Origin of the sequence: Kocuria atrinae (assembly GCF_039531425.1) — a bacterium.
Taxonomy (GTDB): Bacteria; Actinomycetota; Actinomycetes; order Actinomycetales; family Micrococcaceae; genus Kocuria; species Kocuria atrinae.
Map to the genome: position 1 here is coordinate 88394 of NZ_BAAAQA010000008.1, position 23912 is coordinate 112305.

The following is a 23912-nucleotide window of genomic DNA, read 5'->3' on the forward strand; positions in this document are numbered from 1 at the left end:
GTCCCCGGGCGGGTTTGAGAACGGTCGGTGACGACGCCGCTCGGCAACCTTGTGCAGGCAAGGCACCCAGGCGGCATCGGCTACTTAAATCGAGCCGTCAGCCCAGACGACCACCGGACTCGGTGAGGTAGCACTGCCCGCACAGGGACTCGTAGGTGACCTCGACGCCGTCGATGGCGACCTGATCGCCTTCGAACACGAACTGCTCCCCCACCTTGCGGGTGTTGAACACAGCCTTGCGTCCGCAGCGACAAATGGTTTTGAGCTCCTCCAGGGAGTGGGCGAGCTCCATGAGGCGGGCCGAGCCCGGGAACGCCTGGGTGCGGAAATCCGTGCGGATGCCATAGGCCATGACCGGAACGTTGTGGAGAACCGCGATTCGTAACAGGTCATCCACCTGATCGATCTCGAGAAATTGCGCCTCGTCGATCAGCAGGCACGCGACGGGTTTGGCGTCCACGTGTTCGAGAAGCGCCTCGGGGTCGTCACCGGTCGCGTAACGATTGAAAAGCTCGAGCACACTCGCGCCATGGGGGATCAGGAAGTCCACCGTGCGCGTGACACCCAGGCGGGACAGGATCTGGTCCTCGCCTTTGGTATCGACCTGGGGTTTGGCGAGCAACACGCGTTGCCCGCGTTCTTCGTAGTTGTAGGCCGCCTGCAGCAGACCCGTGGATTTTCCGGAGTTCATCGCGCCGTAGCGGAAATAGAGCTTGGCCACGATGGGACAGTCTATCGCTCGGGGTGGCGTCAAAACTTCGTCACCATCGCATCCCCCGGCCTCCACGTGCAGTACGTTTAGGTCACTGATGACCGCGAGGGTCCGGTGAACCGGGCCGCGGTCCGCGCCGGACAGCCAAGTGAGGACGTCATGACTCTTCCCACCTCATCCGATTCCACCCGGTCCGTTACGGAGCAGTTTCGCGCCGCCAGGGATCAGTTGTTGCGGTTGCGCACGGATCTAGACGCCGCTCACCGCGAGTTCGAGTGGCCCCGGTTCACGCACTTCAACTTCGCCCTCGACTGGTTCGACGCGCTCGGCCACGGCGAAGAAGCAGACCGCGAGGCTCTCGTCATCGTCGAAGAGGACGGCACCGAAACCCGCCGGACCTACCGCGATCTCTCCGTGCGGTCTTCGCAGCTTGCCACGTGGTTGCGTGGCCAGGGTGTGCAGCGCGGTGACCGCGTGATCCTCATGCTCGGTAACCAGGTGGAGCTGTGGGAAACCATGCTTGCGTGCACCAAGCTCGGCGCGCCCATGATCCCCACCACCGTGATGCTCGGCCCCGCCGACCTGCGCGATCGCGTGGAACGCGGCAAGGCCAAGTGGGTGGTCACCTCCCACACCAACGCGCAAAAATTCGCCGAGGTCGCCGGCGACTTCACGATCATCGAGGTCGACGACCAGCCCGACTTCCGCAAACCCGTCCCACCCTCCGTGTTGCCGAGCAACCCGGCCGCACCTTCCAACTCCCGGGGCGATTCTCAGACCGACGACGACGCCGCTTCGCGTCCCGAGCGTTCCTCCACCGTGGGTGAGCACCCGGTCATCCATTTCGCGGACTCCTATTCGGGTCCGGATACCTTCGAGGTGCTCGAGCCCTCACCGGCGGATGATCCGCTGCTGTTGTACTTCACCTCCGGCACCACGTCGCTGCCCAAGTTGGTGGAGCACACGAACATCACCTATCCCGTGGGGCACCTGTCGACCATGTACTGGATCGGCTTGGAGCCCGGCGACGTGCACCTGAACGTGGCTTCCCCGGGCTGGGGAAAGCACGCGTGGTCCAATTTCTATGCGCCATTCATTGCCGGTGCCACGGTGTTCCTCTATAACTACTCACGGTTCGATGCCACCGCGCTGATGGATCAAATGGACCGCGAGGGCGTGACCTCCTTCTGCGCACCACCCACCGTGTGGCGCATGCTGATCCAGTCCGACCTGAGCCATTTGAAGAACCCGCCGCAGAAAACGGTGTCCGCCGGTGAACCGCTGAATCCGGAAATCATCTCGCGGGTGAAGAAGGCCTGGGGCACGGACATCCGTGACGGCTTCGGTCAGACCGAATCCTCACTGCAGATCGCGAACACCCCTGGAATGCCGGTCAAGCCGGGAGCCATGGGCCGCGCACTGCCCGGTTACGAGACCGTGCTCATCGATACTGCCACCGGCGAGGAACGCACCGACGAGGGCGAGCTGTGCCTGCGCCTGGATCCCCGCCCCATCAGCCTGACCCCGGGGTATCACGGGGATCCGGAGAAGACCGCCGAGGCATTCCGTAACGGCGTCTACCACACCGGCGACGTGGTCTCCCAGGACGAGGACGGCGTTTTCACCTACGTGGGCCGCGCCGATGACGTGTTCAAGGCCTCCGACTACCGGCTCTCCCCCTTCGAACTGGAGTCCGTGGTGATCGAGCACCCGGCCGTGGTCGAAGTCGCCGTGGTTCCGTCACCTGACCCCATTCGCCTGGCCGTACCCAAGGCCTACGTGGTGCTGGGCAACGGCCACGAACCGAACGCTGAAACCGCCGAGAGCATCCTGCACCACTGCCGCGTGAACCTGGCCGCGTACAAGCGCGTGCGCCGCCTGGAATTCTTCGAACTGCCCAAGACCATTTCCGGCAAGATCCGCCGCGTGGAACTGCGCGACCGCGAGTCCCGGCTGCACCCGGCCGCCGGCGCCGCGCCTGCCGGTGAGCACGTGGAGTACGCGGACACCGACTTCCCCTCACTGCGCGGCAAGTAGTCAGAACAGGTAAGTAGCGGACCTCGGCGCGGCAAGCGCTGGACCGTGCGCCGCAGTGCGTGGCGCACCTAAGGTCGAAGGCCGCACGCACGGCACCGAACGTGCCGCGCGGGACGGTGCCGCAGCGGCGTCGTCGTTCCTACTCGGCGATCCGTGCGATCGCGGAGACCTCGACCATGAACTGCTCGCGCGCCATGGGGGCGACCACCACGGTGGAGGTGGGCGGGACGTCGCCGGTGAAGTACTTCTTGCGCACCTCGCCCACCGCGCCCGCGTAGTCCGCGGAGGCCAAGTAGGTGGTCGTGGAAACAACATCCTCGAGGGTGCCGCCGGCCTCGACCACCACGGCCTGCAGGTTGTCGAAGACCTGGGTGGCCTGGGCGGTGATGTTGCCCTCGCCCACGTAGGAGCCGTCCGGGGCGAACGCCACCATGCCGGACACGTGCAAGGTGTCACCGTCCAGCACACCGTAGGAATAGGCGTTGTTGTCCGCGACGTGAGCGGGCAGGCAGGACGGAACGATTCTCTGGCGGCGGGGCATGAGCACTCCTGAAGAAGGGAAAGATAAATCCGCCTCAACCCTCCCAAACCCTTGTGACGGGTGCAACATGGAGGTATCGCTTTTCGTAAATCGTCTGCCTGAGGCTCCGCATCATGTCTTCCCACCCGCGTCACCGAGCAGCCACATCTTCCTTTGACGACGCCGCCCCGCCGGGTGAGCGCGAGGGTCACGGCGAGCGCGGCGTCGGCACAGCGGCCCGGACGGTGGAGCCGCCCGATCCCACCGATTTGGCCGTGGACCTGCAAGGAATCCACAAATCGTTCGGGAAAGCCCACGTGCTCAATGGGGTGGATCTACGGATTCCGCGCGGTGTGATTGCGGGATTCCTGGGCCCCAACGGGTCGGGAAAGTCGACAACCATACGCATCCTGCTGGGGCTGCTGCGTGCGGACTCGGGCACCGCGACCGTACTCGGTCGCGATGCCTGGCGTGACGCTGTGGAAGCTCACCGTCACCTCGCTTATGTTCCCGGCGATGTGAACCTGTGGCCCGGACTGACCGGTGGCGAATGCATCGATCTACTGTGCCGGATGCGCGGCGGAACGCGGGACGGCGCCGTCGAGGAGCTGATCGAACGGTTCCAGCTGGATCCCCGCAAAAAGGCCCGCGCGTATTCCAAGGGCAACCGGCAAAAGGTCGCGCTGATTGCCGCGCTCGCCTCGGACGCCGAGCTGCTGGTCCTGGACGAACCGACCTCCGGGCTGGACCCCCTCATGGAGCGGGAGTTCCAGGACGTCGTGAGACAACGGCGAGCCGAGGGTGTGTCCGTGCTGCTGTCCAGCCACATCCTTTCCGAGGTCGAGCAGCTGTGCGACACCGTGGCCATCATCCGCGAAGGCACGGTGGTCGAGCAGGGTCGACTGGAGGACATGCGCCACCTGACCCGAGTCACGATCGAGGTAATCACCGCCAACGATCCCGGGTTGCTCGGCGACACCGCGAGCCTGCACGGGTTGCAGGTTCACGAGATGGCCGAGGGGTTCCACATCACGGGGCAGGTGGAACCCTCCGCGCTGCAGGGCATGCTTCCCGGGCTCCACAGTTTGCATGTGCGGCAGCTGCACGTCACCCCCGCCTCACTCGAAGAGCTGTTCATGCGCCACTACCGTGCGGACCCGCACGGTGAGGCCGCTCAGGCAACTGGGGCGGGCGACGTCGTCGGCGTGGCGACTCGCACGCCTGGAAAGCCTGCGGAACCGGACCCGTCATGACACGCGAACTTCAAGGCACGGGCACCTTGCTGAGATTGGCCCTGAAACGCGACCGAATCCGGCTGCCCATTTGGGTCGTAGCCATTGGATTCCTGCTGGCCGGGGGCGGTCAGGAACTCGCGCAGGTCTTCTCCAGCGCCGAGGAACGCCAGGTGCGCGCCACGATCATGAGTCAGCCCAGCGGCGTCTTCATGGGCGGACCCGGCTACGGCCTGGATAACTACACCGTGGGCGCCATGATGGCCAACGAGTACACGTTGTTCATCGTGGTGGCTGTCGCGATCATGGCCCTGCAAACGGCGGTGCGGCACACCCGCGGCGAGGAATCCGCCGGGCGAATCGAGCTGCTGCGATCCACCCGCGTGGGGCGGCACGCGGCACCGGCTGCGGCCACGCTCATGCTGATCGTCATCGCCGCACTGATCGCGCTGGTGTCCGCCGGGTCGATGTTCACACTGGATCTTCCGGCCCAGGACAGCTGGGCCTTTGGCGCGGGAATCGGTGTCCAGGTGCTGGTATTCGGGGCAGTGGGGTTGCTGTGCGCACAGTTGTCCTCCAGCCCCCGCAGCGCCGTGGGTCTCGGGCTGGCGGTGCTGGGCGTGGCCGTGGTGGTCCGCGGCGTGGGCGACATCATGGAACCCCGCGGCAGTTGGCTCTCCTGGTTCTCGCCCATTGCCTGGTCCATGCAGACGCGCGCGTTTGTGGATCTGCGCTGGTGGCCGCTAGTGCTGGCCGTGGGACTCGCACTGCTCATCACGCTCGCCGCCATGACCCTGCAGTCCCGCCGCGACCTGGATGCCGGTCTTCTGCCGCAACGCTCCGGGCGGGCCCATGCGGCCGGTCATCTGCGGGGCCCGCTGTCTTTGGGGTTCCGGCTTACCCGGACCTCCAACCTCACGTGGTTGATCGCACTGATACTTCTAGCCGTGACGTATGGGTCCCTGGCACCGGCCATGCGCGACTCGTTCGCGGACCTTCCGGCGGCCTATCAAACGCTTCTGGGCGGATCGGACCAGGCCGTTCAGGGCTACCTGGACCTGGCGATGACCACCATGGCCTGCGGTACTGCGGCCCTGGCCGTAGCGCTCGCATCCCGGTTACGCGGTGAGGAAACCGATGCGCGCACCGAGCTAACTCTGTCGCTTCCGATCGCCCGATTGCGTTGGTTGCTGAGCTGGTGGGTGCTCTCCTTCGTGATTTCCGCGGTGGTTCTACTCCTGAGCACTCTGGTTCTTGCCGCCATCACGGACGCCGTGATTTCCGTTGCCGCCATCTACTCGGGCCTTCTCCTCGCGTGGGCCACGTACCTGCCCGCACTGGCGCTCTTTAGCTCAATCGCCGTGCTTTTCTACGCGCTTTCACCCCGCTTCACGGTGCTGGCGTGGGTTCCGGTGTTGTTCGTACTCGTCGTCGCCATCATGGGATCACTTCTGAACCTGCCCATGTGGCTTGCGAACCTCTCCCCCTTCCAGCACGTGGCCCACCTCGCCAGCGATTCTCCCGCCGACGTCGCCGCGCTCACCTTGGTCTCCTCCGCCGCCCTTGTTGCGACAGCCCTGGCCGTAGCCGCATTCCGTCACAGAGACATTCCCACAGATTAAGTAAGCAGCCTTATGAGATGATTGGGTGACCCGAACGGGCGATACACCTCAGCTACGAATTGAGGCGACCATGCACTCCTTGGTCAAGAAGCGAATGCTTCTCGCTTCAGCAACGGGCATGCTGTTCATCGCGGCCTCATGCACTCCCAGCGAAGCCTTACCTGCTTACGGCTCCATGGATGACGTCTACCGGGCGGTGGACGGTCGCGTTGGGTGTGCGAGCCATGCCCACGGAGATCCGGTCGCGATGTCGAGTTCCATTCAACCCGCGGGCGAATCTTGCATGTGCACCAATTCCGTGGAGATCCTCTGGTTCCAAACTTCGGAGACGCACCAGGAAGCCCGATCGGCCGCCGCGAGCGCCGCCGACCCCTCCGGTGCCGTGTACATCGTGGAAAGGGCCAACTGGTTCGTTGTCGACCTGTCAGAGGTTCGACCGCGATCATTCCCGGATCGGGAAATCAACATGAAGGAACTCGCGGCCGCCCTGAATGCCAGGTACTCGATCGAGGGCTGAGCACCGAGCCGAGGGGCAGGCGCCGACCCGCGAGCGATCACAACACCAGCCAGGCGTAGATACCGCCGAGCACCACTACCCCGTAGAGGAAGCCCGCGATCACTTGTGAACCGCTGTGGGCCTGGAGCTTCGTGCGGCTCCAACTCACGAACAGCGCCACGGGGATGAACAGCAGCCCGAACGGACCCCAGGACACCGTAAGAACCACTACGGTGCCGCCCATCATCATGCCGTGGCCCGAGATCTTCCACCACGGACTCACCACGGCCAACAGGGTGCCCGCCAGGACGGTTGAGGCCAGCAAGCCGACGATCTCTACCGGCCCTTTGAAATACAGAGCCGCGATAAGGAAACCCACCACCATGACCAGGGTCCCGATCATTACCGGCCGCCGTTGTGCTTTTTCACTCACGTGGTGATCGGTCAGCACACCGCGCCGAACCAGCACCAGCACCACAGACAGCGGGACCCCACAGACGACAACCGCAGCTGCCAGACCCCACAACAAGGACCACACACCTGGGTTTGCGCTCCACGGGAGTGCCACGAGTAGAGCCGCCAGGGTCAGCGGTGGCTGGAAGATCTCCGATGCCCATCGGGCCCAGTCAGGGGCAATTTTCACGCGCGGCATGCTGGTCATTCAAACACGTGCGGTCGAGCTACCCGCGCTCGAGCCACCCGAGTCGGTGCCGCCGCGATCCAACTGCTTGCTACCGGCCGACCCCAGCCGCACCGTGTGATCCGCCAACTCGGCAACGTCATCCGGATCGTGGGTAATGATCACTGCGGTCCTCTCCGCGAGCACACGCTTGAGTACCTTGCGAATCTCCGGCCGGGCCGAGATATCCAGCGCACTCAGAGGTTCATCCAACAGCACCAGTTCCGGTTCCGCTGCCAACACCCGAGCGATCGCGACCCGCTGCGCCTGCCCACCTGACAGCTGTTCGGGATAACGGTCGGCAAACCCTTCCGCGTTTGTCTCCCCCAGCCACCGAAGCGCCGATCGCCTCGACGCATCCCGGCCAAGGCCCTTGCACCGCGCCCCGAAGGCCACGTTCTCCAACACGCTCAGATGCGGGAACAACAGGGGTTCCTGCGCCATCAGGGCCACGCCCCGTCGATGTGCGGGGGTCCACTTGCCACGGCTACTTTCGCCCAGGTCGACAACGTCGTTCCCGGCCACCCGCACTCGCCCCCGGTCGGGCGCCAGGAGACCGGAAATCACCGCAAACATCGTGGACTTGCCCACCCCGTTGGGCCCAACCAGAGCCACAGTCTGACCGCGATCAGCCCGAAGTTCGGCATCGACGCCCCGAGATTCCAAGACCACGCGCGCTTCCAACCCGTTGTGGCCCTCCCGCCCAGCTGCCGGGCTCGCCTGAAGATTCGGCACCTCGCCAAGGCCCGACAGCCCCTCGAACCGAGAGGAATCACAATTGCCTCGCTCAGCATCGGCCCCTCGAGCCTGCGCGGGTGAGGTAGCAGCGCCATCTGCCTCAGCCACACCCCGCGCGGACCGTCCAGCACCCCGCACCCAGCCAGACAAGCCTGCACGGAAGCCGGCACCGCGGCGTCGTCGGGAGGGGGCCGAAAATCCCACGACCGCAACCGCCACGAGCACCAACAAGAGCGATAGCGCGATAGCGGCATCCGGGTCAGTCTCACGCTGCAGGTAGATTTCCAGCGGCAAGGTGCGCGTGACGCCTTGCATGCTGCCCGCAAAAGTCAGGGTCGCCCCGAACTCCCCCAAGCATCGAGCAAATGAGAGGGCCGCCCCGGAGGCAATCGCCGGAGCTACCAGGGGAAGAGTCACTCGCCTCAGTGCCACCGTGGGGGAAGCGCCCAGGCCGGCCGCAACCTCCTCGTAACGGGTGCCCATGGTTCGCAAGGCACCTTCGAGGGACACAACCAAGAACGGCAGCGCCACAAATGTCTGCGCGAGCACCACCGCGCTCGTGGAGAAGGCAATCGAGACCCCGAGCGCTTCCAGTTGTTGCCCCACAAGCCCCAGACGTCCAAAGGTGTACAGCAGCGCGATACCGCCCACCACCGGCGGCAGCACCAGCGGTAGGAGCACCAACGATCGCAAGATCCGCAGCCCCGGGAGCTGGACTCTGGCCAGGACCAATGCGAGCGGGCACCCCAGAAGCACACACAGCACCGTGGAGATCAGTGCCGTCCGCAAACTCAGCCCGAGCGCCGTGAGCGAAGACTCGGACGTCAGCAGGCCCCATAAACTCGCCCAGTCCACTCGCAGCAGCATGCCCAGCAGCGGCAGGAGCACGAACAGCACCCCCACCAGCGCCGGAATCAGCACCCACCCGGGCACCGTCCGGAATCGAGCGCGCATCATGGCGCGCCGAACCCCTCATCTCGCAAGATGTCTTGACCCCGCTCACTCATGAGCAGGTCGACGAAATCCCCCGCGGCAGCCTCATTCGACGAACCGGGGAACTTCACCACCGGGTAGCGATTGACCACGTCCTCCGCATGCGGCACCTCGATCTTCTCGACCCGCTCACCGGCTGCCTGAGCATCGGTGGCGTACACGAGCCCAGCATCCGCCTGCCCCGACGTGACCTTCCCCAAAACATCGGTCACGGAGTGTTCCGAACTCACAGGGTTCAGCTCCACGCCGTTCAACTCTTCGAGCTCGTCCGCGGCCGCACCACACGGCACTTCTGGCGAGCACCGCACGAAATTCACACCCTCTTTGCCAAGGTCGTTCAGCCCGGAAATGCCGGCCGGGTTACCGTCCGGCACAACGAGAGTGAGCGTGTTGCTCGCGAAAGTCTCCGGTTCACCCGTCGGCAGATCCGAACCCGTCAGCCGGTCCATGATCCGCTCATCAGCCGAGGCAAACACATCCGCCCGCGCGCCCTCCTGCAACCGTTGCGCCAGTCCGGTCGATCCCCCGTAATCCACCATGACGTCTGTGCCCGGGTGCCGGGACTCGAACTCCTCAACCAGCCGATCGAAGCTGTCGGTCAACGACGCCGCCGCATACACCGTCAACGTTCCTTGCTCCGACGACGCCGCTCCCCCACTCGCGCTCGAGCTCCCGTCGCTGCCTTCGCCGGTTCCACACGCCATGAGAATCAATGCGGCCGCGGCACTCAGCACGGCAAACCTGGCCCGGGCCCTCACGAGAAATCTCCGGATTCGACGATGACGGTGGTGGCTTTAACCACCGCGGTAGCCACCGACCCCGGTTCGAGCTTGAGCTCCCGGACGGCTTCGGTGCTCATCAGCGAGACGATCCGGTGAGGGCCGCACTGCATCTCCACTTGGGACATCACCGTGTCCGACGTTACCGAGGTCACCAGTCCGACCAACCGGTTCCTCGCCGACCCCTTACCGCTATTGGGGTCTCTGGGGTTTATCGCATTGCGCTTGGCCAGCTTGGCCAGCTCGACTCCATCCACTACCACATGACCGGAGGCATTCTGTTGACGCGTGAGCGTGCCTTGGTCAATCCACCGACGCACCGTGTCATCACTGACACCCAAGAACAGCGCCGCATCAGCCACCCGCAACAAAGTCATGCGCCGAGCCTATCCGCATTTGCGGGCTTAGTCAGCGAAAGATTCCGTAAATTCGGATCAACCTGGTCGACAAGCTACTCACCGAAGAATGTCCGCCAAGGACTTCATGAGGTCAAGAGCGTCCCGTTGTTGTTTGTAGGACAGCCACGGTTCGTGTTCGTACAGTGCAAACTGGACGGATACTTCCGCCCGCAACCGGATTTCCCTCCGCGCCGATTCCGAGAGCTCGATCATCCTGAACCGCGCGTCGAAGCAGTCGGTTTGATACTTCACGAGCCCCACACCATGGAGCTCCCTCACGTACCTGGACACCAGACTCTTGGACAACCGGGTTCCCCGCGCAATCCCACTGACCGATTCACCCGGGTTCTCCGCGAGGTAATTCATCACCTCCATTTCCCCGGGTTTGAGTCGGCCATCCCCCTCGGCGGGCACGGCAGCATCCGCCAACTCCTTGAGCCGTCTCGATAACCGATACACATCCACCACTCGCATGAGCCCAGACAACCAACCGGCCAGACCTCATGTGCGTCCCACGCAAAGCATTGTGCACTTCGGCGGATCTTTGGCACGTTCGCAATAGCCTGTGGAGTCCGAACCGCACGAGGAAGGAACGTTCATCGGCGCATGGTCTCCGCAGGGCACATACCGTCCAAAAACCGTGTACCAGCGCACGGCTTCGTCGGAAAGCGGGCCGCGGCAACGCAAAACCCGTCCACTGGTCAACGGTTTTTCGGGAGTATGTCCTCCCCGAAGAACGTGCCTCAGTGAACGGGTCCTGGTAAGCGGATCTGGCGACCGCAGTCCGGTGAATGAGTTGCGGCGAGCCGGTCGGTCATGCTCCAACCGTGTCGTTGATTCTCACCAAATGCTCACCGGCCCGGCAAGGCCATTCGGTCGCCTCGCTCACGCTTTACTCGTGCGTGAAGTTGGCCTTGCGCTTCTCGCTGAAGGCGGCCATACCTTCCTTCTGGTCAGCGGTGGAGAACAAGCCGTGGAATACGCGGCGCTCGTACTGCACACCCTGCTGCAGGGTGGTCTCGTACGCCGCGTTGACGGACTCGACGGCGTGTTGAGCAACGGGCTTGGAGAGCCCGGCAATGGTGCGAGCGACGTCGTTGGCGGTGTCCAGGAGCTGATCGGCAGGAACCACGCGAGCTACCAGGCCGGAGCGTTCGGCTTCCTCTGCGTCCATCTGGCGTGCGGTGAGGATCATGTCCATGGCCTTGGACTTGCCGATGGCGCGGATGAGCCGCTGGGTGCCGCCCATACCGGGGATGACGCCCAGATTGATCTCGGGCTGACCGAATTTTGCGGTGTCCGCAGCGATGATCAGGTCGCACATCATGGCCAGCTCGCAGCCACCGCCCAGGGCGTAACCGGCAACGGCGGCAATCTTGGGGGTGCGCAGGCGGGCGAAAGCATCCCACGGCGAGAAGAAGTCCACGCGGTACATCTCGGCCGCGGACTTAGTGGCCATCTCCTTGATGTCAGCGCCCGCGGCGAACGCCTTTTCCGAACCGGTCAGGACGATTGCGCCGACGTCCGGGTCGCGATCGAGCTCGGTAGCGGCAGCAACCACATCGTTCATGGTCTGCTCATTCAGGGCATTGAGAGCCTTGGGGCGGTTCAGGGTGATCACGCCTACGCGGCCGTCACGGCTCACCACAATGGTCTCGTATTCGGTGTTTTCGCTCATGTGACCAGCATCTCATGTGGGCCTTGGGTCAACCTTGAAAAGCCGAGTGTGAAGACATGTCACACCGCGGAAACACGCGAGTACTACCATGACCGCATGCGCGAATTGCAGGCTCAGATCATTTCCGAACTCGGTGTGAAACCGCAGATCGACCCCGCCGCGGAAGTCGAACGCAGGGTCGATTTTCTGTGCGACTACCTCGAGGCCACTCACACCAAGGGCTTCGTCCTGGGTATCAGCGGCGGGGTGGATTCCACTCTCGCGGGCAAGCTCGCCCAACTGGCCGTGGAGAAGCTTCGTGCTCAAGGTAGTGACGTCCAGTTCGTAGCGATGCGTCTCCCGCACGGGGTGCAGCACGACGAGGCCGATGCGCAGGCCGCGCTCGCGTTCATCGCCCCGGACCAGACCATTACCTACGACGTCGCTCCGGCCGTGCGCGGTTTCGAAGAGGCCTACGAGTCGGCCACCGGATCGGAGCTGACCGATTTCACGCGAGGCAATACCAAGGCGCGCGTGCGCATGACGGCCCAATACGCCGTCGGCGGGGACAACAATCTGTTGGTGATCGGAACGGATCATGCCGCGGAATCGGTGACCGGTTTCTTCACCAAGTTCGGCGACGGCGGCGCGGATCTGCTGCCACTGGGTGGGCTGAACAAACGCCAGAACCGGCAGCTGCTCGAATACCTGGGATCGCCTGAACCGCTGATCTCCAAGGCACCCACCGCAGACCTGCTGGACGACAACCCCGGTCGCACGGACGAGGACGAACTGGGTCTGACCTACAACGACATCGACGATTATCTAGAGGGCAAAGAAATCACCGACGACGTCGCAGAGCGGCTGGAGACGATCTTCCTGCGTTCACGACACAAGCGCACCGTACCGGTGACCCCGGCGGATGACTGGTGGCGCGCGCTTTAGCTTTACCCACCGAGTGTGGCTACACTCACACAGTAGTGACACGGGGTGCCGAGCTCCCACACGCATCACACGATGCGCAGGACCGGCTGAGATTCACACCCGTTGAACCTGTCCAGTTAGCACTGGCGAAGGGATGTCATGTCGTAGCCGGGAGTAAACCCTGAGCTTTAACGCATCCACTCGCCGTAGAGCCACAGGAGTGAGCATGCGGATCAACGAGCACATCGTTCTCATCACCGGCGGAGCACGAGGTTTGGGCGAGTGCCTGACTCGCGCCTTCGTCCGCGAAGGTGCTCGGGTGGTGATCAACTACCGCCAAAGCGAGGAACGAGCCCATCAACTTGTCTCCGAGCTGGGTGAAGACCATGTGATTGGTCTGCAGGCGGATGTTACCGATGCCGAACAGGTCACCGACATGGTGGCCAAGGCGAGTGAGCATTTTGGTGCGCCTGTCACGGTGGCCGTCAACAACGCCCTGGTGGATTTCAGCTTCAACGGGGATGACCGCCCCGCCCTGGACACCATTACCTGGGAGCACTTCAACCAGCAGCTCAACGGTGCGGTGGGTGGCGCCCTCAACGTGATCAGGGCGGTGACCCCCGGAATGGCCGAAGCCGGCATGGGCCGGATCATCAATATCGGCACCAATCTGTTCCAAAACCCCGTGGTTCCGTACCACGACTACACCGCGGCCAAGGCTGCGCTGTTGTCGCTGACCCGCACGGCCGCCAAGGAACTCGGTCCGCAGGGGATTACCGTGAACATGATCTCCGGTGGTCTGCTGCGAACCACCGATGCGAGTTCGGCCACCCCCGATGCCGTGTTCGATCTGATCGCCGCCTCAACGCCCCTTGGCCGCGCCACCGCGCCGGAAGAATTCGCCGACTCCGCGCTGTTCTTTGCCTCTGACTGGTCACGTTCGGTGACCGGCCAGAACCTGGTGGTCGACGGCGGACTGGTGATGGACTGAATGGCTGCTCAGCGCAAGAAGTTGCACCTCAACGCGTTCCTGTTCGGCGCGGGTCATCACCAGGCGGCATGGCGCGCACCGGATTCACCCGTCGAACGGCTGGGCGACATCGCGTATTACGAGGAGCTCGCGCAATTAGCCGAACGAGGTTTGTTCGACGCCGTGTTCTTTGCGGACGGCCACAGCATCAGCTCCGTGGAGGACGGCCCTCGGTGGTTCCTGGAACCGTTGACGGCTCTGTCCGCCATGGCCCGGGCGACAACCCACATTGGGCTGGTGTGCACGGTTTCCACCACCTTCTTCACTCCCTTTCACGCTGCACGCATGCTGGCTTCGCTGGATCACATCTCCGGCGGTCGAGTGGGTTGGAACGTGGTGACATCCATGTTCGATGCGGAGGCTCGTAATCACGGGTACACCGCTATGCCGCCCAAGACGGAGCGGTACGAGCGTGCGCGGGAGTTCGTGTCAGTGGCCCGCTCGCTGTGGTCCAGTTGGGACTCGGATGCGCTGCGGCCGGACCGGAACGGGGTGTACGCAGACTCGTCTCGAATCACTCCGGTGAATCACGACGGTCACCACTTTCTGGTGGACGGGCCCCTCACGGTTCCCCGCTCCCCGCAGGGTGAGCCGGTGCTGTTCCAGGCGGGGGCGTCCGGGCCGGGGCGGGAACTGGCCGCGGACTACGCCGAGGGGATTTACGCGGTCGCCTATGATCTACCGTCCGCACAGGAGTACTACTCGGATGTGAAACAGCGAATTGCACAAGCGGGCCGGGATCCTCAGAGCGTGCTCATCATGCCCGGCCTGGTGACCTACGTGGGTGAGACGCACGAGCAGGCCCTCGAAAAACAACGGGCGGTGGACATGCTGCTCCCGGTCGAGCAGTCCCTGGCGCAATTGAGCACGTTCGTGGAACAGGACTGTTCGGAATGGGAGCTGGACGAACCCGTGCCCCCGCTGCCTCCCCTCGAGGAGTTCACTGGCCCGCAAGGGCGTTACGGGACCATTCTGCGCATCATCGAGGCGGAACAGCCCACGGTCCGGCAACTGCTGGGGCGGCTGGCTGCCGGAGGAGGGCATTACACCATGGTGGGCACGCCGTCGAGCATTGCCGATCAGATGGAGCTGTGGCTGAATACCGGAGGCGCGGACGGCTTCAACCTGATGCCGCCGCAACAACCACATTCACTGCGTGATTTTGTGGAACTCGTGGTCCCGGAACTGCAACGGCGCGGTATCTACCGCACCGAGTATCAAGCGACCACGTTGCGAGGCCACCTAGCGCAGACCTGACCCGTTCCTATCCCGGTTAGAGGATCGGGCGCAGCGGAATCAGTATGGTCTCAGCGAACCGCGCCATGGGGTGACGGTCACGCCAGCGCGGTGAGCTGAGGACCTCGCAGTGCTCGGAGTCAGCTTCAAAGACCTTCTCCATTTCCGCCGCGAAATCCGGGTCGATGATTTCCACGTTGGTCTCGTAGTTGAACGTCAGCGACAGCCGGTCGATGTTGGCGGTGCCCACGGTGGACCATTCACCGTCGATGGTTGCGGTCTTGGCGTGGATCATGGACGCGGCATACAACAGGATGGTCACCCCCGCGTCCAGTAGTTGGCCGTAGAAACCGCGGGACACCCAGTCAGCCAGGATGTGGTTCGAATCCTTGGGAACCATGACCTTCACGTCCACGCCCCGCTTGGACGCAGCCGTGAGCGCTTCCAAAATTTGCTGATCAGGGATGAAATACGGCGTGGTGATCCAGATGTGGTCCTTGGCGCGCTCAATGGCGCTCAGATACAGATGACGGATCGGGTAGACGAGTTGCACCGGAAGGTTCGCGGCCACCCGCACTTCCGGATCCCAGTTCTGCGGGGGAATCCACTCGATCTGGTCATCCGGATCGCGCTCTTCGTTCCACACTCGAGCGATGGAATTGCGCAGGCCCCACACGGCAGGACCGATTTCACGCACGTGGGTGTCACGCCACTGGTTGGCATACATGGACCCAATGTTGTAACCACCGACAAAGCCGATGTGGTCGTCCACCACCAGAATCTTCGAGTGGTTGAAACCGCTGTACCGCAAGAACCCCCGCCACCATTTACGCCACACCACGGGCATGCGGAAAACGTTGACGTTGTCGGAGAACTTATAGAAGGAGTTGGGGATCACCAGGTTGGCGAAGCCGTCATAAATTACGTAGACATCCACGCCACGATCCGCTGCCGCGTTGAGGGCGTCCAGGAACCGCTGACCCACTTCATCGTTCTTCCAGATGAACGTCTCCATGTGAATGGATTCTTGGGCTCCGTTGATGGCTTCGAGCATGTCGTCGTAAACGCTGTCGCCCGAGGTGTAGATATTGATCTCGGACTCTTCGACGTGCGCCGTGAACGTACCCGGCCGTGGTGCATCGCGGACCTTACGGTTGCGGTGCTTCCACCAGTCCAGACCGGCCAGAGAGCCGATCACCGTGGCCTGAGCCGCGGCCAACGAGCCAGCGGCAACCACCCCCGTCTTGAACAGGAGAGATCGTCCCTTGCGGTGGGCTACGGCAGCTCTGGTCTTCATACGATCACCCTACTTGGCCCAGACGCGCGAGCGCCCGAGAACAAGCGGAGAGAGCGCGAAAAGTGAGGCACTTCCCAGCCCGAAATTTTGCGACTGCCCAACACGTTGGGACAGGTGTGAGCACACACGAGCACTTCTTCTTGGACAAGTCCGATCCCGGCAGCTGGCGAGCCATCAATGCGTTCTCCCGCAAGGTCGCCGCAGCCAACGAGGATGCCGAGATCCCGCGTTCAGTCACGGAGCTTCTCAACGTGAGGGTCTCCCAGATCAACGGCTGCGCGTACTGCTTGAACATGCACGTGCGCCAGGCCCGCGAGGCCGGCGTGACCGATCAGCAGCTGGCAGTGTTGCCGGCGTGGCGCGAGACCCAGGTGTTCAGCCCGCTGGAACGTTCCGCCCTGGCCATTGCGGAAACAACCACCGAGCTGGACCACTCCACGCTGCACCGGGATCTGTCGTCGGCTCGGGAAACCCTGAGGGACAATCAGTTCTCCGCGTTGCAGTGGTCAGCCATTGCGATCAACACCTTCAACCGGATTTCCATCCTGTCCGGCCACCCGGTACGTGCCACGCGCAGCGAGTAGTAGTCGGCCCACGGATAGAGGAGCCAGCCATGACGGAACAGAACAACATCACGGTTCGTGACAACCCGGACCACCGCCGTTTCGAGCTCTTGGACGGGGACACCGTGATCGGTGAATCCCACTACACGACTCATCAGGGTGCCGACCGTGCGGAACGGATTTTCTACCACACCGTGGTGGATGAGACGTACGGCGGACAGGGTCTTGCCGCTGTGCTGACCAAGCAGGCACTGGGCGAAACCGTGGCCGAGGGGCTGGCCATCGTGCCGGTATGCCCGTACGTGAAGTTGTGGGTGCGTAAACACGATGACTATGCGAGCGACGTCGTCACCGTGAAACCCGAGCACCTACAAACGCTCGCTGCGCTGGGCGAGCAGTAATCGCGCCCCCGGTTTCCCGCGACGGCCCGCGGCTCGCTACGGTGGTGTCATGAGAATCGCCACGTGGAACGTCAACTCCATCCGAGCCCGCGCCGATCGCATTGAAGCGTGGCTGGACCGTTCGGACGTGGATGTCTTGGCCATCCAGGAGACCAAGGCCAAGGACGAGAACTTCCCGTGGGAACTGTTCGAATTCGCCGGCTACGAGGTGGCCCATTTCGGCCTGAACCAGTGGAACGGTGTGGCCATTGCCTCGCGGGTGGGGCTCAAGGATGTGGAACGCACGTTCCCCGACCAGCCCGTGTTCGGCAAGGGGAAGCAGGAGCCGATTCAGGAAGCCCGCGCCATGGCTGCGACCTGCGGCGGCGTGCGCGTGTGGTCCCTGTACGTTCCCAACGGCCGCGGCCTGGACGATCCGCACATGCCCTACAAACTCGAGTGGCTGCGCGTGCTCAAGGACCACGCCAAGCAATGGGTCAAGGATGATCCCGAGGCGCAGATCGCTCTGGTGGGTGACTGGAATGTTGCCCCGCAGGACGATGACGTGTGGGACATCCAGTTCTTCCGGGACAACAACATGACCCACGTGTCAGAGGGCGAGCGCGCGGCGTTCAATGCGTTCATCGACGACGCCGGTTTTGTTGACGTGGTCCGCCCCCGCCATCCGGGCCCCGGGGTGTACACCTACTGGGATTACACGCAGTTGCGCTTCCCCAAGAAGGAAGGCATGCGCATCGACTTCCAGCTGTGCTCCCCCGCCCTCGCCGATCGCGTTACGGACGCGTGGATCGACCGCGAGGAGCGCAAGGGCAAGGGCGCCTCTGACCATGCGCCCGTGGTTATCGAGATCGGCTGACTCATGGCCTTGGTGAATGTGGGCACGGCATTCCGGGGGATCATCGGTCCTCCCATCCGGTTTGCGTTGCGCGTTTATGTGCCGCAGGAGGAGCTCGACGCCGAGCACGCCCCCGCCATCGCGCGCGCCCTCAACCCTTTCGAGGGCGGGGTCCACGAGCTCACCGAGCAGCTGTCCCGCCTGGCGGACACGTCCCACAGCCCGCTGCCGCCGGCGCGCGAACCCCTGTGGACCATCCCCTTCTCCACGGCGCCCAGTTCGGAATCCCGTTTCGTGGGTGGTGTGGGTGACTTCCCCGTCTTCCACGCCCCGCAGCGCTTACGCCGTTCCCTTCGTTTGTTCTCTGACGCCACCCTCAACGACGGCGCTCAGCTCCTCCCGCTTCTGGTCCCGGAGAAGCAGGTGCGCGACGCGGCTCGGGAGATTTCGGGGGAACTGTTCGAGCCGCTGTATACCCGGGAGTCCGCGTACGTTGTTCCGTTGGCCTGGTTCGCGGGATTCACTATGGAGGATCGGGTGGTCACCGTGCACGCCGGCCACGAAGTGCACCGGCTCGTCGCTCCGGCCGACACCGCTGCCCGCCGAGTCATTCAGGGGGCACAGATCGTGGAGGACGCCGCACTCGCTTCCGCCGGTACCGACCCTGACGTGATGTCCGAAGAAGCCCAGCAGGCCAAGGCATTCGCGGATGATCTGACTCGGTTGGGCCGCTGGCTCGGAACCTTCAGCCCCGCCTCACTCGTGAGCCTGGACTACGGTTCCCTGGCCGACCGGATCCAGCCCGACGAGAGCCCCCGCGACATGGCCGACGCACTGGAACTCCTCCGCTCAAACGATCAGGGTGCCGCCACGGCCGCCTTACGCCGGATCTTCCAACGGTGGTCGCCGCTGGCGCACTTGCAGGCGGCGAACTAGGGGCAGGTGGGCCACGGGGCGCTTCAGCGGGGTTCGACGTGGTCTCATGTGAGTCAACTGCAGCGGCCAAGTCTGGTGTGAGGGAAGTGCTCAGATGTGAGCCACTTTCTGCAGTTCCCTCCCCTGGGCCCCCGTTAGAGCATTTTCCTAACTTGAGACAGTATCCGGAGAGGTTTGGCTTTCGGGTGAGCAGATCATGTGCTCACCCGAGGCTGGCCGCTGACTCAGAACACCAATCCTGGCGGTGGACCTCGGCGTCAGTCCGTCAGTCCGTCAGTCCGTCAGAGGCTGATGGTCCCCGACGACGTCGCCCGACGCACCCGCTCGACCCACTTTCGTCTCCGGTCGGGCTCCTTGAGATCCCCTTTGACCAACAGCGTGAGATCCCATCCGCTATCCCTAATGAGCGCGAATCGATACATCTCGTCCCGGTAATCATCCACTTCTTCTGCGTGGACACGGCCGTTGTATTCAACTGCGATCTTGAACTCCGGCCACGCCAGATCCAGGTAAAACGTTCGCCCGTTGACTTCTACCGGATAGTTGAGCTGAGGCGGGGGCAGGCCTTCGTGGAGCGCGATCATGCGAGTCAGAGTTTCCATGGCCGAGAAGCAGGACTCCTGGGCCTCTCGCAATCCTCTACGCACGGCATTGACGGCCAACGCATGCGGAGGCAGATGGCTCAGGCACTCTTCGATCACAGTTCTCGGAAGTTCAGCCGTGACACCGGTACCTGGAATCATGAATTGCCAGGACATCATCGCGTCCAAACAGGCGATGATGCGCCAGTGCGACAACCTTGGGGCAACGACCACCAGCGCTTCCACGGGGTGTGTAACTCGGCTACCCCAGGGGCCTTCAAAGCTGCTTAGTCCCATCGACTTTGAGAACTTGATCCCCTCAGCAACCGTCTGAGTGCGCGCACCTGACCACCGCAAATGGACCATTTGTCGTTCCACCGAGAAGTTTTGCATGATCCGTGGAAGTGGCATCTTCAGCGATTGATGCACCCAGTGGTCGGTATAGCCCACGGGTATCTTCAAAAGGTCCAAGGCATTGAAACCGGTCACGGCAAGTGTTGATCCCGGCGCACCCAGATGCTGTTGTAACAACAGTGATCGCTCCACCGCGGTGAGCGGCTCAGGATGCATTGCCCAGACACCTTTGGTCACTCTTTGAACTCCGGGCTTGGTCATCAGCTGCGAGGCGCGCTTGCCAGTTTGGCCCGTGCGGAGCACCACCGGGCGCTCCCCGAACTTCAGCGGCTTCTGTTGATACAGCATGCTCGGACTCTAAAGAACACGACCCGGACAAGCCGGAAGTTATCCACAATCCCGCGGCCAAGAGTTCTCCACAGGACTCATGTCAGCTGGAGAACTCGAGTCAGCTGGCTGCATGGCTCTCGAAAAGTGGCTGCTGGTGAATCAGACAGGGGGGATGGAGGCGAGTCCCAGGTGAGGAAAGTGCAGGCCTCCAGTCTCGTGTGAGGGAAATGCTCAGATCAGGCAAGTTTTCTGCATCTTCCTCCCCTAAGGCTTCTTGACTGCATTTTCCTCACCTCACACTTGAGCTTGCCGCTTCCCCGGCACCGGCAGTGGCAGGCCCATCCCACTACACAGTCCCCTCAGCCGAGCTCCATCGCAGCCATGTCATTCCTGCACTCACGATTTCCCCTCCACCCCGCAGGCTGACTAACGTTGGAGGGTGTCTGAAGAAACAGTGACCCCACGTCAACAGTCCGGTACCGAGTGGTGGCGGGACGCCGTGATCTACCAGGTGTATCCGCGCTCCTTCAAGGACTCCAACGGAGACGGAATGGGTGACCTGGGCGGTGTGACCGAGAAACTGCCCTACCTCCAACAGCTCGGCGTGGATGCCGTGTGGTTGTCGCCGTTCTACTTGTCCCCGCAGCACGATGCCGGGTACGACGTGGCTGATTACCGCACCATTGACCCACGATTCGGCACCCTCGAGGACTTCGACCGGATGAAGGACGAAGCCCACGAGCTGGGCCTGAAAATCATCGTGGACCTGGTGCCCAACCACACCTCCGAGGACCACGAATGGTTCCAGGCGGCACTGGCCTCCCCGAAGGGATCGGCCGAGCGTGATCGCTACATGTTCCGTGAGGGCAAGGGTGAGAACGGTGAGCTTCCTCCGAACAACTGGAAGTCTCTGTTCGGTGGCCCCGCGTGGTCGCGGATCGATGACGGTCAGTGGTACCTGCACCTCTTCGATTCCTCGCAGCCGGATCTGAACTGGGAGAACCCGGAGGTCTGGGAAGAGTTCCGCAGCGTCCTCCGGTTCTGGCTGGATCGCGGCGTGGACGGGTTCCGCGTGGACGTGGCTCACGGCATGGTCAAGGCGGAAGGCCTCCCCGACTGGAACGAACAGGTCCACATGGTCGAGGGCACGGACGTGGACGAAAAGGGCCATGCCGAGAAGACCATGGACACCGGCCCCTACTTCGACCAGGACGGCGTGCACGAGATCTACCGCGACTGGCACAAGGTGCTGGCCGAGTACCCCGGCGAGCGCATGCTCGTGGTGGAGGCCTGGATCGGCCCGGCCGAGCGTCTGGCGTTGTACGTGCGTTCGGACGAGGCGCAGCAGGCGTTCAACTTCGACTTCCTGATCGCCGGCTGGCACCGCGACCGGATGCGCAACGCGATCACCGAGTCCCTGCGCGTGAACCGCGAGGTGGGTGCGCCGTCGACCTGGGTGCTGTCCAACCACGACACCGTCCGGCATGCCTCCCGCTACGGCTTGAGTTCCCGCACGGCTTACCCGAACGGCATTGGAGCTGACGACGAGCAGCCCGACGCCGCTCTGGGCCTCCGCCGCGCCCGCGCCGCCGCGCTCGTGGAACTGTCCCTCCCGGGTTCGGCCTACGTCTACCAGGGCGATGAGCTGGGCCTGCCGGAGCACACCACCCTGGATGCCGAGAGTCGCGAGGACCCCACCTTCTTCCGCACCGAGGGTCAAGAATTGGGGCGCGACGGCGCTCGCGTGCCCCTCCCTTGGTCCCCCGTGGGCAACGGCCTGGGCTTCGGCCCGAACCCGTGGTTGCCGCAGCCGGAAACCTTCGAGGACATCACGGTCGACCACCAGCTGGGTAATCCGCAGTCGGTGTTGAGCCTGTACAAGAACGCGCTGCGGATCAGGAACGAGCTGGCGCTGGGCCGTGCCGAATTCGAGTGGGATTCCATGAGTGAGCAGGATTCGCAGATCCTGGCCTATCGCCTCACCACGGAGTCAGGCGACAAGGTCCTGGTAGCTGCCAACGCGGGAGATGAGCCCGTGGAGATCCCCGAGCTGAGCAGCGGCGAACTGTTGCTCGCCAGCGGCCAGAGCGCCGTGATGGCCGGGAAGCTCGCCATGGATCACGCGGTGTGGATCAAGCTCTAGAACGCAGATGTCCGGGGCCGCGCAGAACAAGTGCGGCCCCGGCACCAACGTTGCGAATTCACGCCGCGTTGTACCCCGCGGCCAAAGGTCGAGATGCAGCGTGCCCGAGCTCAATCGGCTGAGGTCAGTTCTCCGGCAGCGCCGCCGAACACTGGGTCGAAATCCAGTCCTGCACAGGCTGAAGCGCGCGTTGGATCTGAGCGGCTTCTTGCGGCTGCAACGTGTTGCCGGCGTTGTGAAGGAGGTTCACGGCGTCGTCGAAGGCAGGAAGCACGGGCTCGGGCAACCGGTCGCGATGTGATTCGAGGGAGTCGGTGGCCTCAGTGATAGATGAAGGGTCCTGACCGGCCTCGGGGGTGGCGTCCGTGGAACGGTCAGTGGTCATGGGAAGCACCACCAGTCCGGTGTAGACCTCGACCACGTCCAGGCAGGTTCCGGTGCTGGCCGTGCGTCCCGTGCCCACCGGCGCTTCGGAGCCGCCGTTCGCCTGGGGGATTTCGCTCGGCGCCTCGAACGTGAACGGTTCCTCCGCGCTGGAAGAACAGCCGGTCAGAGCGATCAGCAGACCCGAGGCCGCCACTGCCGTGGTAACTCGTTTCAAGCTCATGGGTTCACCCGCCGTCCGCACGTGAGGTGCAGCCCATCCGGCCGAGGACTGGGGGCGTGCACGGTGATCGATACGCCTACAATTTAGGCGGCCAACCTCCGTAACGGCTGGGGATTTTCCGCGTCCTACCCTTGCACTGAGCCCGTGAAAATCGCGACTTTCAGCAGGCCGAGTCCGAGACCCATGCGCGTGCGATCAACTCGCGCAGCACGTCGTGATCCACCTGGTCCAATTTGGTGACGTACACGCAGCTCACACTGCGCCGGTGCGGTCCGAGGCGGTCGAGTAGTTCCTCGGCGCCGTCGCCGCTCTGCAGTCCGTAGAGCGAGATGGCGGCCTTGCGGGGCGAGAACGCTACCTGGGCGGTATCGCCTTCGCGGCCGGTTTCGTAGCGGTAATGGTAGTGGCCGTACCCCACGATGGACTCGCCCCACATCACGGGCTCGGCACCGGTGACCTCTCTGAAGATCTCAAGTAGTTCCTTGCCCTGTTCCACGCGCCGCGGCCAGGGCAAGGAGTCGATCCATTCCTCCGCAGACTGCCCGGTGGGCTTGGTCTTCACGTCCGCTTTCACGGTTCGGTTGGTGGGCTTGGGGGCGACGACGCCGCTCATCGGTTCCAGCCCCTTCTCACCCAGGGCGTCGTTGAGTCGGTTCAGCCCCTTCAACCCCACGCCGTGCAGTGCGAGGAGTTCCTGGAAGTCGGCTCCGGCCAGTTGCTCGATCTCGGTAATACCCTGTTCAGCCAGCGCCCGGTGCAGCGGTGCGCCTGTTCCCTTGATCTCCGTGAGAGCGGTCATGGGATCAGACTAG

Annotated in this window: 24 protein-coding genes and 1 riboswitch; of the genes, 12 read left to right on the forward strand and 12 right to left on the reverse strand. The window is 63.5% G+C overall.

What is annotated here, in order from left to right; genetic code table 11:
* Positions 1 to 97: 97 nt before the first annotated feature.
* Positions 98 to 721 carry a thymidine kinase gene (locus ABD283_RS04995; RefSeq protein WP_344223897.1) on the reverse strand — a complete coding sequence of 208 codons (624 nt, stop codon included), beginning with the start codon at positions 719 to 721 and terminating at the stop codon, positions 98 to 100.
* Between the two features lie 150 nt (positions 722 to 871).
* Here ABD283_RS04995 and ABD283_RS05000 point away from each other — a divergent pair, with 150 nt between their 5' ends.
* The gene (locus tag ABD283_RS05000; RefSeq protein ID WP_344223898.1) at positions 872 to 2749 is read left to right on the forward strand and encodes an AMP-binding protein; all 1878 of its coding nucleotides are present in this window, start codon (positions 872 to 874) and stop codon (positions 2747 to 2749) included.
* 139 nt (positions 2750 to 2888) lie between these two features.
* Here ABD283_RS05000 and ABD283_RS05005 read toward each other — a convergent pair whose 3' ends face one another.
* Positions 2889 to 3290: a RidA family protein gene (locus ABD283_RS05005; RefSeq protein WP_344223899.1), complete on the reverse strand. Its 402-nt coding sequence runs from the start codon at positions 3288 to 3290 to the stop codon at positions 2889 to 2891.
* A 113-nt stretch (positions 3291 to 3403) separates the two neighbouring features.
* Between ABD283_RS05005 and ABD283_RS05010 the strand changes: the two genes are divergently transcribed.
* The 3 genes from ABD283_RS05010 to ABD283_RS05020 all read left to right on the forward strand — a co-directional run bounded on the left by ABD283_RS05010 (position 3404) and on the right by ABD283_RS05020 (position 6640).
* Positions 3404 to 4522 carry an ABC transporter ATP-binding protein gene (locus ABD283_RS05010; RefSeq protein WP_344223900.1) on the forward strand — a complete coding sequence of 373 codons (1119 nt, stop codon included), beginning with the start codon at positions 3404 to 3406 and terminating at the stop codon, positions 4520 to 4522.
* Positions 4519 to 6123 carry an ABC transporter permease gene (locus ABD283_RS05015; RefSeq protein ID WP_344223901.1) on the forward strand — a complete coding sequence of 535 codons (1605 nt, stop codon included), beginning with the start codon at positions 4519 to 4521 and terminating at the stop codon, positions 6121 to 6123. Before ABD283_RS05010 ends, ABD283_RS05015 begins: the two co-directional genes overlap by 4 nt.
* 70 nt (positions 6124 to 6193) lie before the next feature.
* Entirely contained in the window at positions 6194 to 6640 is a 447-nt protein-coding gene (locus ABD283_RS05020) for a hypothetical protein (RefSeq protein WP_344223902.1), read from the forward strand.
* A gap of 37 nt (positions 6641 to 6677) precedes the next feature.
* Here the strand turns inward: ABD283_RS05020 and ABD283_RS05025 are convergent, their stop codons facing one another.
* The 6 genes from ABD283_RS05025 to ABD283_RS05050 all read right to left on the reverse strand — a co-directional run bounded on the left by ABD283_RS05025 (position 6678) and on the right by ABD283_RS05050 (position 11884).
* Positions 6678 to 7271, reverse strand: a complete 594-nt coding sequence (locus tag ABD283_RS05025; RefSeq protein WP_344223934.1) for a phosphatase PAP2 family protein — start codon at positions 7269 to 7271, stop codon at positions 6678 to 6680.
* Between the two features lie 9 nt (positions 7272 to 7280).
* Positions 7281 to 8993: an ABC transporter permease gene (locus tag ABD283_RS05030; protein WP_344223903.1), complete on the reverse strand. Its 1713-nt coding sequence runs from the start codon at positions 8991 to 8993 to the stop codon at positions 7281 to 7283.
* Positions 8990 to 9763, reverse strand: coding sequence for a molybdate ABC transporter substrate-binding protein (modA, locus tag ABD283_RS05035; RefSeq protein WP_344223905.1), 774 nt, complete (start codon positions 9761 to 9763; stop codon positions 8990 to 8992). Before modA ends, ABD283_RS05030 begins: the two co-directional genes overlap by 4 nt.
* A gap of 20 nt (positions 9764 to 9783) precedes the next feature.
* Positions 9784 to 10185 carry a TOBE domain-containing protein gene (locus ABD283_RS05040; protein WP_344223907.1) on the reverse strand — a complete coding sequence of 134 codons (402 nt, stop codon included), beginning with the start codon at positions 10183 to 10185 and terminating at the stop codon, positions 9784 to 9786.
* Positions 10186 to 10263: 78 nt separating this feature from the next.
* The gene (locus ABD283_RS05045; RefSeq protein WP_344223908.1) at positions 10264 to 10680 is read right to left on the reverse strand and encodes a MarR family winged helix-turn-helix transcriptional regulator; all 417 of its coding nucleotides are present in this window, start codon (positions 10678 to 10680) and stop codon (positions 10264 to 10266) included.
* 418 nt (positions 10681 to 11098) lie between these two features.
* On the reverse strand, positions 11099 to 11884 hold the full coding sequence (locus tag ABD283_RS05050; protein ID WP_344223909.1) for an enoyl-CoA hydratase: 786 nt from the start codon (positions 11882 to 11884) through the stop codon (positions 11099 to 11101).
* A 96-nt stretch (positions 11885 to 11980) separates the two neighbouring features.
* Here ABD283_RS05050 and nadE point away from each other — a divergent pair, with 96 nt between their 5' ends.
* From nadE to ABD283_RS05065, 3 genes are all read left to right on the forward strand, one after another.
* Positions 11981 to 12808, forward strand: coding sequence for an ammonia-dependent NAD(+) synthetase (nadE, locus tag ABD283_RS05055; protein WP_344223910.1), 828 nt, complete (start codon positions 11981 to 11983; stop codon positions 12806 to 12808).
* Between the two features lie 31 nt (positions 12809 to 12839).
* Positions 12840 to 12959, forward strand: a riboswitch (TPP riboswitch).
* Positions 12960 to 13013: 54 nt separating this feature from the next.
* Positions 13014 to 13778 carry a 3-oxoacyl-ACP reductase gene (locus ABD283_RS05060; RefSeq protein ID WP_344223911.1) on the forward strand — a complete coding sequence of 255 codons (765 nt, stop codon included), beginning with the start codon at positions 13014 to 13016 and terminating at the stop codon, positions 13776 to 13778.
* Positions 13779 to 15074, forward strand: a complete 1296-nt coding sequence (locus tag ABD283_RS05065) for an LLM class flavin-dependent oxidoreductase (RefSeq protein WP_344223912.1) — start codon at positions 13779 to 13781, stop codon at positions 15072 to 15074. It abuts the gene before it with no gap.
* A 16-nt stretch (positions 15075 to 15090) separates the two neighbouring features.
* On the opposite strand, the gene ABD283_RS05070 is transcribed toward ABD283_RS05065, so the two are convergent.
* Complete coding sequence (locus ABD283_RS05070; protein ID WP_344223913.1) at positions 15091 to 16350, reverse strand: phospholipase D-like domain-containing protein; 1260 nt, start codon at positions 16348 to 16350, stop codon at positions 15091 to 15093.
* Positions 16351 to 16466: 116 nt separating this feature from the next.
* Between ABD283_RS05070 and ABD283_RS05075 the strand changes: the two genes are divergently transcribed.
* The 4 genes from ABD283_RS05075 to ABD283_RS05090 are packed head-to-tail and all read left to right on the forward strand — an operon-like array spanning position 16467 to position 19085.
* On the forward strand, positions 16467 to 16934 hold the full coding sequence (locus tag ABD283_RS05075) for a carboxymuconolactone decarboxylase family protein (RefSeq protein ID WP_344223915.1): 468 nt from the start codon (positions 16467 to 16469) through the stop codon (positions 16932 to 16934).
* 29 nt (positions 16935 to 16963) lie between these two features.
* A complete protein-coding gene (locus ABD283_RS05080; protein ID WP_344223916.1) occupies positions 16964 to 17314 on the forward strand; it encodes a GNAT family N-acetyltransferase in 351 nt (116 codons plus the stop codon).
* A 49-nt stretch (positions 17315 to 17363) separates the two neighbouring features.
* The gene (locus ABD283_RS05085; protein WP_344223917.1) at positions 17364 to 18170 is read left to right on the forward strand and encodes an exodeoxyribonuclease III; all 807 of its coding nucleotides are present in this window, start codon (positions 17364 to 17366) and stop codon (positions 18168 to 18170) included.
* Positions 18171 to 18173: 3 nt separating this feature from the next.
* Positions 18174 to 19085 (forward strand): DUF8083 family protein, encoded by a 912-nt coding sequence (locus ABD283_RS05090; protein WP_344223918.1) that lies wholly within the window; start codon positions 18174 to 18176, stop codon positions 19083 to 19085.
* A 281-nt stretch (positions 19086 to 19366) separates the two neighbouring features.
* Here ABD283_RS05090 and ABD283_RS05095 read toward each other — a convergent pair whose 3' ends face one another.
* Positions 19367 to 20368, reverse strand: coding sequence for a hypothetical protein (locus ABD283_RS05095; protein ID WP_344223920.1), 1002 nt, complete (start codon positions 20366 to 20368; stop codon positions 19367 to 19369).
* A gap of 436 nt (positions 20369 to 20804) precedes the next feature.
* Between ABD283_RS05095 and ABD283_RS05100 the strand changes: the two genes are divergently transcribed.
* Entirely contained in the window at positions 20805 to 22493 is a 1689-nt protein-coding gene (locus ABD283_RS05100) for a glycoside hydrolase family 13 protein (protein ID WP_344223921.1), read from the forward strand.
* 124 nt (positions 22494 to 22617) lie between these two features.
* On the opposite strand, the gene ABD283_RS05105 is transcribed toward ABD283_RS05100, so the two are convergent.
* Both ABD283_RS05105 and ABD283_RS05110 read right to left on the reverse strand, forming a co-directional pair.
* Positions 22618 to 23100: a hypothetical protein gene (locus tag ABD283_RS05105; RefSeq protein ID WP_344223922.1), complete on the reverse strand. Its 483-nt coding sequence runs from the start codon at positions 23098 to 23100 to the stop codon at positions 22618 to 22620.
* 160 nt (positions 23101 to 23260) lie between these two features.
* Entirely contained in the window at positions 23261 to 23899 is a 639-nt protein-coding gene (locus tag ABD283_RS05110; protein ID WP_259916294.1) for a DUF1801 domain-containing protein, read from the reverse strand.
* Positions 23900 to 23912 lie beyond the last annotated feature (13 nt).